Source organism: Moraxella bovoculi, assembly GCF_000988745.2.
GTDB lineage: Bacteria > Pseudomonadota > Gammaproteobacteria > Pseudomonadales > Moraxellaceae > Moraxella > Moraxella bovoculi.
This window is the reverse complement of sequence record NZ_CP011381.2, coordinates 1,630,141-1,642,824: the sequence shown is the minus strand read 5'-3', so window position 1 is coordinate 1,642,824 and position 12,684 is coordinate 1,630,141. Positions and strand designations below refer to the sequence as shown.

12 protein-coding genes and 1 pseudogene are annotated in these 12,684 nt (G+C 44.1%); 5 read left to right on the top strand and 8 right to left on the bottom strand.

Annotated elements, in window-relative coordinates:
• Positions 1–231 precede the first annotated feature (231 nt).
• The gene (locus AAX10_RS07525) at positions 232–687 is read right to left on the bottom strand and encodes a hypothetical protein (RefSeq protein WP_080947111.1); all 456 of its coding nucleotides are present in this window, start codon (positions 685–687) and stop codon (positions 232–234) included.
• Positions 688–817: 130 nt separating this feature from the next.
• Positions 818–1,593, bottom strand: a pseudogene (locus AAX10_RS07520) (peroxidase family protein); the annotation flags it as partial.
• Between AAX10_RS07520 and AAX10_RS10360 the strand changes: the two are divergent.
• Complete coding sequence (locus tag AAX10_RS10360) at positions 1,533–1,721, top strand: hypothetical protein (RefSeq protein WP_226997857.1); 189 nt, start codon at positions 1,533–1,535, stop codon at positions 1,719–1,721. The pseudogene AAX10_RS07520 and the gene AAX10_RS10360 overlap by 61 nt on opposite strands.
• A gap of 413 nt (positions 1,722–2,134) precedes the next feature.
• On the opposite strand, the gene AAX10_RS07515 is transcribed toward AAX10_RS10360, so the two are convergent.
• Positions 2,135–2,881, bottom strand: coding sequence for an epoxyqueuosine reductase QueH (locus tag AAX10_RS07515; RefSeq protein ID WP_173944625.1), 747 nt, complete (start codon positions 2,879–2,881; stop codon positions 2,135–2,137).
• Between the two features lie 95 nt (positions 2,882–2,976).
• Here AAX10_RS07515 and iscX point away from each other — a divergent pair, with 95 nt between their 5' ends.
• Both iscX and AAX10_RS07505 read left to right on the top strand, forming a co-directional pair.
• The gene (gene iscX, locus AAX10_RS07510; protein ID WP_046698540.1) at positions 2,977–3,177 is read left to right on the top strand and encodes a Fe-S cluster assembly protein IscX; all 201 of its coding nucleotides are present in this window, start codon (positions 2,977–2,979) and stop codon (positions 3,175–3,177) included.
• Positions 3,178–3,392: 215 nt separating this feature from the next.
• Positions 3,393–4,961, top strand: coding sequence for an AbgT family transporter (locus tag AAX10_RS07505; protein WP_046700285.1), 1,569 nt, complete (start codon positions 3,393–3,395; stop codon positions 4,959–4,961).
• A gap of 96 nt (positions 4,962–5,057) precedes the next feature.
• Here AAX10_RS07505 and AAX10_RS07500 read toward each other — a convergent pair whose 3' ends face one another.
• Both AAX10_RS07500 and AAX10_RS07495 read right to left on the bottom strand, forming a co-directional pair.
• The gene (locus AAX10_RS07500) at positions 5,058–6,080 is read right to left on the bottom strand and encodes an ABC transporter ATP-binding protein (RefSeq protein ID WP_046700284.1); all 1,023 of its coding nucleotides are present in this window, start codon (positions 6,078–6,080) and stop codon (positions 5,058–5,060) included.
• A gap of 3 nt (positions 6,081–6,083) precedes the next feature.
• On the bottom strand, positions 6,084–7,688 hold the full coding sequence (locus AAX10_RS07495; protein WP_046700283.1) for an ABC transporter permease: 1,605 nt from the start codon (positions 7,686–7,688) through the stop codon (positions 6,084–6,086).
• A 208-nt stretch (positions 7,689–7,896) separates the two neighbouring features.
• Between AAX10_RS07495 and AAX10_RS07490 the strand changes: the two genes are divergently transcribed.
• Positions 7,897–8,895, top strand: coding sequence for an extracellular solute-binding protein (locus AAX10_RS07490; protein WP_046698538.1), 999 nt, complete (start codon positions 7,897–7,899; stop codon positions 8,893–8,895).
• Positions 8,896–9,011: 116 nt separating this feature from the next.
• On the opposite strand, the gene dapE is transcribed toward AAX10_RS07490, so the two are convergent.
• The 3 genes from dapE to AAX10_RS07475 are packed head-to-tail and all read right to left on the bottom strand — an operon-like array spanning position 9,012 to position 11,727.
• Positions 9,012–10,190, bottom strand: a complete 1,179-nt coding sequence (gene dapE / locus AAX10_RS07485; protein ID WP_046700282.1) for a succinyl-diaminopimelate desuccinylase — start codon at positions 10,188–10,190, stop codon at positions 9,012–9,014.
• Between the two features lie 36 nt (positions 10,191–10,226).
• Positions 10,227–11,096, bottom strand: a complete 870-nt coding sequence (locus AAX10_RS07480) for a DMT family transporter (RefSeq protein ID WP_046700281.1) — start codon at positions 11,094–11,096, stop codon at positions 10,227–10,229.
• A 31-nt stretch (positions 11,097–11,127) separates the two neighbouring features.
• Positions 11,128–11,727 (bottom strand): 2OG-Fe(II) oxygenase, encoded by a 600-nt coding sequence (locus AAX10_RS07475; RefSeq protein ID WP_046700280.1) that lies wholly within the window; start codon positions 11,725–11,727, stop codon positions 11,128–11,130.
• Between the two features lie 77 nt (positions 11,728–11,804).
• Between AAX10_RS07475 and AAX10_RS07470 the strand changes: the two genes are divergently transcribed.
• Positions 11,805–12,683 carry a 23S rRNA (adenine(2030)-N(6))-methyltransferase RlmJ gene (locus tag AAX10_RS07470; RefSeq protein WP_046700279.1) on the top strand — a complete coding sequence of 293 codons (879 nt, stop codon included), beginning with the start codon at positions 11,805–11,807 and terminating at the stop codon, positions 12,681–12,683.
• The last annotated feature ends 1 nt before the right edge of the window (position 12,684 follow it).

Genomic DNA, 12,684 nt, shown 5'->3' with positions numbered 1-12,684 from the left:
CTCGCCATCAGGTTTGGCGGGATTGGTAGGGTCTTGCTTTTTGTCTTCAATAGATGACATGGCTGGTTCCTTATTGGATGAGTATTAAAAATATGCCCAAATTCACATCAAAACCGCCCAGTTTCCTGTGATGGATGTCTTGGGTGAGATTTTTTATGGCTTGATGAGTTTACCACGAATGAGAAAAAAACGTTTGGCTTTAAGTGGAGATGTTACCAAAAAACTACTCATTTAAAACTTTTTTACAAACTGTCCATTCATCATTTGAGGAATGACTTGTTTTAGTTCAGCAACTCGTTTTTCATTGCAAAAATCTTTAATTTTAGATTGCTGGATAAAATGAAAACCCACACCATTCATTTCATGAACCAATTCATCGTATCCATACTTTTTGGCAAGAAGTGAAATGATTGTCTTGCTATCTAAAGTCATGCCACAGGTTTTTGCTCCTGCTGTTCTTGACCATGCATATTGCAAATTACCATCCCAGCCCATTGCATCAACGCCTGTAAAGCCATAATCATAATGATATTTATAGGCATTGCTGTCAATGGCATAAGCTGTCATGCCGCCTTTGCCAGAATAATTGCCGTAGTCGCTCTTGGACGGGGTTTGGTTATTTGTTATGCTTGTGCTGGCACAGCCAAACATCAAGAGGGTGGTTGCAAACCATGCCAATTTTTTCATAAAAATCCTTAAAAATGAATATTGGTTTGATTTTGATTTTAGCACATACTAAACCAAAAAAACAAAATTTTAAAAATAAAAAAACAGCACGCCCCATTTGGAGCCTGCTGTTTTAAACTATCCGTTTAGATTATCTTTGTAAATCATAACGGTCAGCTTTCATCACTTTCGTCCACGCTTTTGCAAAGTCTTTTGCAAACTTTTCACGGCTGTCGTCTTGGGTATATGGCTCGGCATAGGCACGCAAGATTGAGTTTGAGCCAAACACCAAGTCCACACGAGTGGCGGTAAATTTGGTTTCGCCAGATTTACGCTCATTTATGTTGTAGCTGTTGCGACTTGTTGGCTCCCAAGTGTAGTTCATATCTACAAGGTTACGGAAGAAGTCGTTACTTAGCACGCCCACTTTGTCGGCAAACACGTCTTGCTTATTGTTTTCAAAATTAGTAACCAATACACGCAAGCCGCCAACAAGTACAGTCATTTCAACTGCACTCAAGCCCAAAAGCTGTGCACGGTCAAGCAAAAGCTCTTCTGGGGTCGGCTCTTCGTGAGCTTCTTGGAAGTTTATAAAACCGTCGTGAAATGGCTTTAAGTACTAAAAGCTCTTGGCATCGGTCATCTCTTGCACTGCATCGCCACGACCTGCGTTAAATTGTAAAGGAACATTAAAGCCTGCATCTTTGATTGCTTTTTCAACGGCGACAGTGCCACCAAGTACAATAAGGTCAGCGATTGAAACATTGGTCTCGGCTGATAGTTTTTCATAAACAGCCAATACTTTTGCCAGACGCTCTGGCTCGTCGCCCATCCAGTCTTTTTTTGGGGGGAGGCTAGGCGAATTCTTGCACCGTTGGCACCGACACGACCGTCTGCCACACGGTAAGAGCCTGCTGCGTGCCATGACAAACGACCCATCAAGCCACCGTAGTAGCCGTGGTCAGCTGACCACCAGTCTTGGCTGTTGCAAAGCACTTCTTTTAAGTCTTTTTTTTAGCGCGTCCACATCCAGCTTTTTAAGTTGTTCGGCGTAGTCAAAATCTTCGCCCATTGGGTTTACTTTGCTGTCGTGTTGGTGCAAAATGTGAAGGTTTAGGGCTTTTAGTCACCAAGCCATCACGCTTTGAACATCGCTGGTGTTACTGCCGTGAAATGGGCAACCACCTTGTGGTGCGAGAGGTTTTTTGCTGTCGTTAAGTTCATCTAGGACGATGTCTTACTTGCCTATGGTGTGTTTGCTGTGCGAAAAAAGAATCGCCTTTGGAGAGTCTTTATTGGCTACGAACAGATTATAAAGGGTTTTTTATTGATTGGTAAAATATAATAATTTTATTTTTTTTGTTTTGTTTTGTTTTAAATTAAATCTCAATCGTCAAGCATGGATTGGCTTGTAAAATTGTCAATAAAAAAGACCGCCAACATGGGCGGTCTTTTGGATAAAGGGGGATTATTCTTCATCATCGCCATAATATTTCACGCCGATTTTAATGGGTTCACGCCCTTGGCTACGGCGAAAATTATTGGTATCACGGAGCGAATAAGCACAGCCACAGTATTCTTGTTGATAAAAATGCTCACGCTTGCTAATCTCAATCATACGGCTACTGCCACCGCCTTTACGCCAGTTAAAATCCCAATAGTCAAGACCCTCATAGGGGGCGACGGCACGATGTCCGCAGTCGTTGATTTGAGCCATGTTTTTCCAGCGACTAATCCCAAGTGAGCTTGTCATTACAGGAAAACCATGCTCATGGGCGTATAGGGCGGTGCGTTCAAATCGCATGTCAAAACACATGGTGCAACGGCGACCTCGCTCGGGGTCTTGCTCCATGCCTTTGGCACGAGCGAACCAATTATCCATGTCATAATCAGCATCAATAAACGGTATGCCGTGCTTTTCGGCAAAAGCGATGTTCTCGTTTTTGCGAATCTCGTATTCTTTTTTGGGGTGAATGTTAGGATTATAAAAATAAATGGTAAATTCAATGCCGCTGGCAAGCATCGCCTCCATGACCTCGCCTGAACAAGGAGCACAGCATGAGTGTAATAGCACTTTTTTGTGTCCGTTTGGCGGGGTTAAAATCTCACGGTCAATCGGCGTTAGGTGTGGATTACTTGGGTCGGCTTTGGCGATTTGCTTGCCTTTTTTGGTCTGAGATTGTTGATTTTGGGGGTTGTGTGTTTGTACGGTCATGATGGTTTTTAACTGTTAAAAATGCGCTTATTATACCATTTTTTGGCTAACTTTGATAAAATTTACCAAACTTCGACCAAATAAAGAGAGTGATTATGAAATTAACTTGGCACGACACGCTAGACATTGCCATTGAGCTGTCTGAAAAATACCCAGATGAAGATGTGCAATACATTCGCTTTACTGACTTACATCGCTATGTGTGCGAGCTTGAGGGCTTCGTCGATGATCCAAACAAGTCAAATGAAGCCATATTGGAAGCCATTCAGATGGCGTGGCTTGAGGAATTGGATTAATCATTCATCCAAAACAAAAGACAGCTTGGGCTGTCTTTTTTTATTGCCATGCTAAAAGTAATAACGTTCCTTGTGAGTAATGTGATAAAAAGTTTGTTTTTCTTACACGATTGTGTTTTAATGGCAGGTTTTAAATGTGAGTATTTATTATTTAACGATTAATTCTATGATAAATATTGGATTATATTTATCTATTTTGTTGTGACGGAGTAAATATGCAACAACAAAATTCTACCCGCATGGGGCGTTTTTTAAAGGGCGTAGAGTGGCTTGGCAATCTGTTGCCACACCCTGCCATTTTATTTGTATGGATGTCAGTTATTTTGCTCGTACTATCGGCAATCATGTCGATGATGGGCGTATCAGTAGTTGACCCACGTCCAGAAGGGGCAAAGGGTCGTAGTGAAGACGGCATGATTTATGTTGTCAATCTCTTAGATGGCGATGGGCTTGCCAAGATTGTGGAGAATCTTGTGTCCAACTTCACAGGCTTTGTGCCACTGGGGACGGTGCTTGTCGCTCTGCTCGGGGTGGGCATTGCTGAGCGGTCAGGCATGATTTCGGCGGCTCTTCGAGGGCTTGTCATGAACGCCCCGCCAAAGATGGTTACTTTTGTCATTGTTTTTGCAGGTATTATGTCAAACACCGCATCAGAGCTTGGCTATGTGGTGCTGATTCCTCTGGCGGCGATGATTTTTCATTCGTTGGGTAGGCATCCATTGGCAGGACTTGCCGCTGCCTTTGCAGGCGTGTCGGGCGGTTATAGTGCCAACTTATTGCTTGGTACGGTTGACCCACTACTGTCGGGTATTAGCCAAGAAGCGGCACGCATTATTGACCCTGACTATGTCGTGGGGGCAGAAGCCAACTGGTATTTTATGGCGGCAAGTACGTTTTTGGTAAGTGGCATTGGCTACTTTGTCACCGAAAAAATCGTGGAGCCATCTTTGGGTAAATACAACCCCGATGATGCCGATGACCCAAGTGTGCTTGACAGCAAGGTAGAGCGATTGACCGCCTTAGAAAAGAAAGGACTGGTTTGGTCGGGCGTGTCCATGCTAATTTTTTCTCTGCTACTGGCGTGGACTGTTGTGCCTGCCGATGGGATTTTAAGACATCCTGAGACAGGACTTATGGCAGGGTCGCCATTTTTGCATGGGATTGTGGTATTTATCTTTGTATTCTTTGCCATTCCAGGGATTGTGTATGGTAAGATTACAGGTACCATCAAGAGCAATGATGATGTGGTGGACGCCATGAGTGCCGCCATGAGTTCGCTTAGCATGTACATCGTGCTGGTGTTCTTTGCTGCTCAATTTACCGCCTTTTTTAACTGGTCTAATATCGGTCAGATCATGGCGGTATCGGGAGCGAATTTCCTAAATGACATCGGACTGACAGGGCCTTTGTTGCTCGTGGGCTTTATTTTGATTTGTGCTTTCGTCAATCTCATGCTCGGCTCGGCATCGGCTCAGTGGGCGGTTACCGCACCGATTTTTGTGCCGATGCTCATGCTGACAGGCTATGCCCCAGAGATGATTCAGGCAGCGTATCGTATTGGTGATAGCAGTACCAACATCATCACCCCGATGATGAGTTACTTTGGGCTTATCATGGCGGTGGCAATTGGTTACAAAAAAGACACAGGGGTCGGCACACTCATGTCGCTCATGATTCCATACTCGCTCTTGTTCTTGGTGGGGTGGACAGTACTCTTCTGTATTTGGGTATTTGCCTTAGGTTTGCCTGTGGGACCAGGGGCTGCGACTTATTACACCCCGTGATTGAATGGATAAAACATCCCCTAAAAACTTTAGGGGGTGTTTTTTTGTTAGTGATGGTATTGTGTATCGCTTTTAATGCTTGGTGATGACGGTGTGCTAGAAAGTTGCTACTTGGTGAATCATGATGTGGATGATATCACCTATTTGTTGTTTGTGATGATTTTTGGTCATGGCAGTTTGCATGAGTAGCTGGTTGCCTTGTTCGTCTTGCAGGGTATAAAGCCAATTGCCGCCACGAAAATCTTTATCCATGATGCGAAAGTCCATGCCTTGACCGTCTGTGCAAATCTGCACATCATGTGGTCTGATGAGCATCTGCGTGTCTTGATTGGTGTTTGGCATAAGAGGAATGAAACCAATCGCACACTCCATACCGTCAGCATGTATGTCAGTAATGTCATATAAGACGCCTTCGCCAACAAAACTGGCAACATGGGCATTGGCAGGACTATGATACAGCATCTCTGGGTCTGCCCATTGTTGAATCATGCCTTCTGATAGTACGCCAACCGTATCTGCCATGGCAAATGCCTCAGATTGGTCATGAGTAACCAAAATGGCACTCACGCCTTGTGATTTTAGTAATTTACGAACTTCTTTGGATAAGGTGGTGCGTAGTTCAATATCCAGATTGGAAAAAGGTTCATCAAGTAGTATGAGCTTTGGCTTGGGTGCAAGTGCACGCACCAATGCCACACGCTGCTGCTGACCACCTGACAACTCATGGGGGTAACGATCCTTATACTCACTTAAATCAACCAATGTTAAAAGCTCATCAATACGAGCATTTTTCTCTGAATGACTTAACTCATTTAGTCCAAAGCCAATATTCTTTGCCACCGTCAGGTGTGGAAACAAGGCATAGTCTTGAAATACCATGCCAATGTGTCGTTGGTGGGCGGCGACATTGGTGGTGTCATTGAATAATGTTCGCCCATCTAGCATCATCGTTCCTGATTTTGGCGTCTCAAAACCAGACAGGCAGCGTAAAATTGTCGTTTTGCCACAGCCAGAAGCACCCAGCAGACAAGCTATCTCGCCAGTCTGCAAGGAAAAATTGACATCATTTAAGATGATTTTTTTGTCAAATTCAACAGATAGGTGTTGTACGGTCAGCATAAGTCAGTTCTTTTGTCCTATTTTGGTGAATAAAATCACAGGAATCAGTCCTGTCAATACGATGGTCAATGCTGGCAAGGCGGCGGCTTCATACATGCCTTCACTTGTAAAAGAATAAATGCGTATTGCCAGCGTATCCCAATCAAAAGGGCGCATCATCAAAGTGATGGGCATTTCTTTCATGGTGTCCACAAACACCATGAGCAAGGTGGTACCCAGTGAGCCTTTTATTAAAGGTAAATATACTTCAAAAAGTGAGCGAATCGGTGTCGCCCCTAGACTTTTGGAAGCTTCTATGTGGGCGGATTTGATACGCTTCATGCCTGCGTCCACGGTCTGCACACCCAACGCCAAAAATCGAATCAGATAGGCGATGAGTAACGCTAACACCGTCCCCTTAAAGATGGCACCGTGCTCGGCAAATATTGCCACATGTTCAATGAGATAGTTATCAAAAAAAGCCACAGGAATGAAAACTCCGACCGCCAGCACCGAGCCGGGAATGGCGTAACCAAGCGTTGAGATTTTGGCACTGCCCAAGGCGAATTTACTGGCATCATGTCGAACGCTTAGGCTGATAAAAAAAGCAACCATGGTAACTAATATGGCAGCACATAGGCTGGCGATGACAGAATTTTTGGTTTGTTCAAAGATGACACCAAACTCAATGCCTTGCCAAGTTTCAACGACCCACACGCTTAGCTGAATGAGGGGCAGGATAAACGCCAAAAATAAAATGCCAGCACAATAGCTAAAAGCCAGCCATTTTGTTAGACCGTGTAGAGCAATGTGTCGATGATGACCACCACGACCGACGCTTTCAAAGTTTTTGCGTCCACGACTAAGCTGTTCTAATACTAAAAAGATGAACACTAAACCAACCAAAAGACTGGCAAGCTGTTTGGCAGTATCAAGGCTAAAAAAGCCATACCAAGCCTGATAGATGGCGGTAGTAAAAGTATCATAGCCAAAAATCGAAACCGCCCCAAAGTCTGCCAGCACTTCCATGAGTGCCAAGATGACGCCACTGACTACCCAAGGTTTTGCCATCGGTAGAGCAAGCTTAATAAACGCCTGCCAGTTTGACAACCCCAAAGAAGCACCAACCTCCAAAATGCGATTGCCCATGCTTCCAAAAGCATTTTTGGACAATAAGTAGACATAAGGATATAAAGTTAGACTCATCACCAAGGCCAATCCTCCACCATGCCTGATGTCTGGCAGACCATTTTCAAAGCCCCATGCCTGTCGCAAATAGGTACTGATGGTGCCTGTGTAATCAAATATGCCAAGCTGTACAAAGGCAAGAACATAAGCAGGTACCGCCAAAGGCAGCATCATTGCCCAGCTAAAAATACGCTTCAGCGGAAAGTCATACATGGTGGTCAGCCATGCAGTGCTGGTGCCAAGCACTGTTACGCCAATGCCTACCGACAAAACGAGCCATAGAGTATTTTTTAATAAACTGGGCAACTCATGATCCAGTAGGAATTGCCAAATTTCAGCATCAAATTCGCCTATTGAAGATAAAATTACCCCCAAAGGAATGATGACTAATAAAGAACAAAGTCCAAGCCATAATCGTGCAAGCAGTGTTGAGTGTGTCATAAGCGTGTTGCGGTCATATTATGAGTGATTATTATTATCAAATAGATACCATAATGATAATAATCATTGTTTAAAAATGGATATGGTATTATAATACAACAGGAAATAGCAATCTTTTTAGGATTTTTTTATCAAAAAGAGAGCGTTTCATGTGTTGTAGATTATGTTTTTTTTAAGCCATGAAATGGCGTTTTAGAAGGATGAATTTATGTTAAAAAAAATCTTAATCGCTCAGGTGGCTGCATTGATGGCACTACCAGCATTTGCTAGTGAATTGGTGGTTTACTCATCTCGTGCTGACGAGTTATTAAAGCCGATCGCTCAAGCCTATGAAGCAAAAACAGGAACAAAAATCACGCTGGTCAATGATAAAGCTGGGCCTTTGATGGCAAAAATCCAAGCAGAGGGTCAAAATACCAAAGGTGATGTCTTAATCACGGTTGATGGTGGCAACCTTTGGAAAGCATCAACCATGGGTTTGCTACGCTCAATCAACTCACCAACCTTAAAAAATAACATTCCAGCACATCTAAGAGCAAAAAATAATCAATGGTTTGGCTTGTCGGTGCGTGCGCGTACGATTTTTTATAATCCTAAGACGGTCAATCCTAGCGAATTATCTACTTATGCCGACCTAGCCAATCCAAAATGGAAAGGTAAATTATGCTTGCGTACATCTAATAATGTATACAACCAATCGCTGGTCGCTACCATGATTGCTAATCATGGTCAAAAAGCCGCCACCCGCACAGTAACAGGCTGGGTAAATAATTTGGCAACCACACCATTTTCTAATGACACTTCCATGTTAGAGGCCATTAATGCTGGTCGTTGTGATGTGGGCATTGCCAACACCTATTATTATGGTCGTTTGGTCAACAAGAATCCTGAAGTGGCCAATAATGTCAAAGTATTTTTCGCTGATCAAAATGGCAAGGGTACGCATGTCAATGTCTCTGGTGCAGGCGTGCTAAAATACAGCAAAAACCCTGTTGAAGCCCAAAAGTTCATTGAATGGCTATCAAGCCCAGAGGCCCAAAAGCTGTATGCTGATCGCAACTTTGAATATCCTGCCAACAATCGCACCAATGCGGCTCCGCTGGTGGCCAGTTGGGGTTCTTTCAAGCAAGATGTCATCAATGTTGCGGTAGCGGGTAAAAATCAGCAAAAAGCCATCATGTTGATGAAAAAAGCAGGGTATAACTGATTTTTTGAACTCATCATGCCTAGGAGCAGAATGTCTTTTGGGGTGATGTGCTAAAAAATCTTTACCAAAGAAAGCCATGCTATTTAAGCATGGCTTTTTTGATGTTGGTTGACATGCTAGCTGATAAGTGTGTCTAAAATTTGCTCATAAATTAAAGTCAGCTTTTCCAAATCATCCACCGCCACTTTTTCATCTATCTGATGAATGGTGTTGTTTAATACGCCAAGCTCTACCACTTGGGCATTCATAATCGGAGCGATAAACCGCCCGTCCGATGTCCCTCCCGAGGTGGACAGCTTGCTGTCCGTGCCTGTAACGTCCTTGATGGCGGACACCACGGCATCCACAAACTCGCCTTTTGGGGTCAAAAACGGCTCGCCTGATAAGCTCCACTCAATGTCATAAGTCGCCTTGGAATTGGCAAAATGCTTATCCAAAATGGCATGGGTTTTCGCCTGTAAGCTCTCGGCGGTATTCTCGGTGCAAAAGCGAAAATTAAACAGCACGTCCACGCTATTAGGTATGACGTTGGTCGCCCCTGTACCGCCGTTTATGTTGGAGATTTGCATACTGGTGGCAGGAAAATAGTCGTTGCCCGTGTCCCACTCACACGCCACAAGCTCGGCAAGAGCAGGGGCAAGCTCGTGCATGGGATTGGCCGCCAGATGTGGGTAGGCGATGTGTCCTTGTTTGCCCGTTACGGTCAGGCGTGCGTTTAGTGAGCCACGTCTGCCATTTTTGATGACATCGCCAAGGGTTGCCGTACTGGATGGCTCGCCCACCAGACAAAAATCCATACGCTCGCCCCGTTTGGCAAGCTCCAATACTACCTTGTGCGTGCCGTTAATCGCCACGCCTTCCTCGTCTGCGGTGATAAGTAGCGAAATATCGCCCTTGTGGTTGGGGCAAGCCCTGATAACCTCATCGCACGCCACACAAAAGCAGGCAATGGCGGTTTTCATATCAGATGCCCCACGCCCCCACAGATAGCCGTCAGCCACGGTTGCCGAAAAAGGCGGATACGTCCATAGACTCTCATCGCCCACAGGCACGACATCAGTATGCCCTGCAAAGCATAGGTGGGGAGCGGTGGGGTCGCTTCCTTTTTTCTTGGCGTATAGGTTTTTGATTTGGGCGTTTTTGTCGTTGTCATTTGGGTCGCCAAAATACAAAAATTCACAGTCAAACCCTAAGTTACCCAAATATTCTGCTAAGATATTTTGGCATTCAAAATCGTGGGGGGTAATGGACGGCTCTTTTAATAGGGCGGTGGATAGGGATAAGGTGGGGGTCATAGGGGTTCCTTAAAATTAACAAATGAAAATATGAATTTAGGAGTGGTTTTTCCTTTCTTTTAAAATCGGAATCACTGTAGAGAGCATTGCTGAGCCAATCACCAGCATGCTCCCCAAGGCGGTCATTGAACTCATTCGCTCGCCCAAAAATAAAAAAGCAAATAATACCCCAAATACAGGTTCTAAACTAATGAGCATGCCACTAATGTGGGCGGGCGTTTTATTAAGTCCAATATTCCAAAGTTTATAGGCAAGCCAACTACACCCCAGCCCCAGATAAATAATAGAAAATAAACCAAGCCAATTAAAATCCACTTGCCAATCTTTGATTAAAAATAATGATAAAGGCAAACATAAAATCATTCCTTGTACCAATATTGCCGAAGTATAGACTTTATTATCTAGTTGTTTCATAATGTCTTTAGCAACATACAAACTTAATGCAAATCCAGTCCCTGCTAAAAATACCAATATAAGTCCAAATAAATTGACCGCTCCGTCATTTTGCGAACCCAATACCAAGAAGCCAATGCCGATAAAAGCGATCAAACTTAACAGCCAATCATAAATCGCTACTTTTTGTTTAAATAATAAAAATCCCAATAATAATACCAATATTGGCTCTGTCCCAATCACAACTACCGCACTGCTTGCCGAAGTGTAAAACAATCCCATAAACTGCATAAAAATACCAATAGGAAACATCAAAAAAGACACGCCCCACAGTTTTGTGCGAATGCGTTTTTCTATCAAAGGATATGTTTTGATAAAAAAGGGCAAGACAATCAAACTTGCGATGATAAATCGAAGTTCAATCGCCATTGCAGGGTCAAACATGGAATAGGCATATTTGCCTGCGGTAAATGAACTTGACCAAATTAATAAAGCGATGATTATATAAATCATGGCAAAATATTTTCAAATAATTACAAAGTGATTATATCAACCTCTCATCACGCCGAAGCCACGTTGCAATAGAAAACCGTGTACGATTGGTAATTTCCACTTGGTGCAATAGATTGCTATCAAACACCACAAGGCGGTTAAGTTGTGGTAAAAGCTGGATGGTCTCGCCCGTTTTATCCACCACCGTTATCGCACCGCCATTGTCCGCTGTCCAGTTGTCATTTAAATAAAACACCGCAGAGATGACCCGCTCGTCTCGTCCTTTGGGGTTGTCTGAATGCCATTTGTAGCCAAAGCCTGACGGATAGCAGGCATAATGGGCTTCTGATGAGCGAATACCTGTGTATAGCGTGGCGTTAAAATACCGCCCAAGCTCATCAATCGTCCCAAGATACGCCGACCCCACAGGGCAAGACTCATCAATCCAGCGAATGCTGTCGCCACGAATGGCACTCTCTCGCTCGCCGTGGGTAAGATGAGCTTGCCTGTACTCTATAAATCCGCTCTCATTTTGCAAGGCAGTCAAGGCGTCCATAGCAAAGACATCATCAAGCATCATCGTGCCTGTGGCGATAAAGTCATCAAGCTTGGCATCAATCAAGGCGTGCCAGTCGGCACAAAAGGTTGTCATACAAATAAAAATAGCTAAAAACAATCAACTATGTTACCATAAACTCATCCAAAAAACACAGACCATAATAGACCAACATGAACTATAAACACGCTTATCATGCAGGTAACTTCGCTGACGTTGCCAAGCATATTTTGTTATTACAGCTGCTTTCTCAATTCTCCGCCAAAGCCAAGCCTTATTATGTATTGGATGCTTATGGTGGACGCGGTTTGTACTCGCTACAAAGCACAGAGGCAGCTAAGACTGGTGAGGCAAATAAAGGCATTCTTGCGCTAGAGAATGCCGATCTTGGCACACCGCCAAAAGCCATCTCTGAGTATTTGTTAGATCTTGATACCGCTCGCAAGACCTATGATAAACACGTCTACCCTGGCTCGCCATGGTGGATTGCCAATCATGCCCAAAACCATTCGGACAACGCCCCCTTACGTGCCGAAGCCTTTGAAGCGGTGGCGGACGAGTATGACGCCCTAAACTATCAGCTTTATCAGCTCCCTATTGGAATTCATCATCGTGACGCTTTTGAAGGCGTGCCTGCCGTGCTACCCCCAAAAGAGAAGCGTGGTATTATCCTGCTTGACCCGCCATTTGAGCAAGAGCATAAAGATTTTAGCCGTTTGGTGGATTTGCTTGTGGCAAGCTATAAGAAATTTGCCACGGGCACATTTGTGCTGTGGTATCCCATTAAGAACAAAGAAGCGGTAGAACTGTTCTACAAAAAAATGAAACGTACCGAAATCCGTCGTCAGCTGGTATGTGAGCTAAATTTATATCCTAATGATGTGGCGGTGGGCATGAATGGCACAGGATTGCACATTATTAATCCGCCTTGGCAGTTTGATGTGCGCGCCAAAGAAATTTTGCAGACACTCGCGCCAATTCTAAAACCAGCAGATGCACCTGACATGACTATTGAAGACATGGCGGTCGTGAAATGGCTGGTCGGAGAATGAT

Excerpts from the sequence above, each read along its gene's own strand:
- AAX10_RS07525 (WP_080947111.1), bottom strand. The coding sequence starts at position 687 with ATGAAAAAATTGGCATGGTTTGCAACCACCCTCTTGATGTTTGGCTGT.
- AAX10_RS07515 (WP_173944625.1), bottom strand. The coding sequence starts at position 2,881 with ATGACCGTACAAACACACAACCCCCAAAATCAACAATCTCAGACCAAA.
- iscX (WP_046698540.1), top strand. The coding sequence starts at position 2,977 with ATGAAATTAACTTGGCACGACACGCTAGACATTGCCATTGAGCTGTCT.
- AAX10_RS07505 (WP_046700285.1), top strand. The coding sequence starts at position 3,393 with ATGCAACAACAAAATTCTACCCGCATGGGGCGTTTTTTAAAGGGCGTA.
- AAX10_RS07500 (WP_046700284.1), bottom strand. The coding sequence starts at position 6,080 with ATGCTGACCGTACAACACCTATCTGTTGAATTTGACAAAAAAATCATC.
- AAX10_RS07495 (WP_046700283.1), bottom strand. The coding sequence starts at position 7,688 with ATGACACACTCAACACTGCTTGCACGATTATGGCTTGGACTTTGTTCT.
- AAX10_RS07490 (WP_046698538.1), top strand. The coding sequence starts at position 7,897 with ATGTTAAAAAAAATCTTAATCGCTCAGGTGGCTGCATTGATGGCACTA.
- dapE (WP_046700282.1), bottom strand. The coding sequence starts at position 10,190 with ATGACCCCCACCTTATCCCTATCCACCGCCCTATTAAAAGAGCCGTCC.
- AAX10_RS07480 (WP_046700281.1), bottom strand. The coding sequence starts at position 11,096 with ATGATTTATATAATCATCGCTTTATTAATTTGGTCAAGTTCATTTACC.
- AAX10_RS07475 (WP_046700280.1), bottom strand. The coding sequence starts at position 11,727 with ATGACAACCTTTTGTGCCGACTGGCACGCCTTGATTGATGCCAAGCTT.
- AAX10_RS07470 (WP_046700279.1), top strand. The coding sequence starts at position 11,805 with ATGAACTATAAACACGCTTATCATGCAGGTAACTTCGCTGACGTTGCC.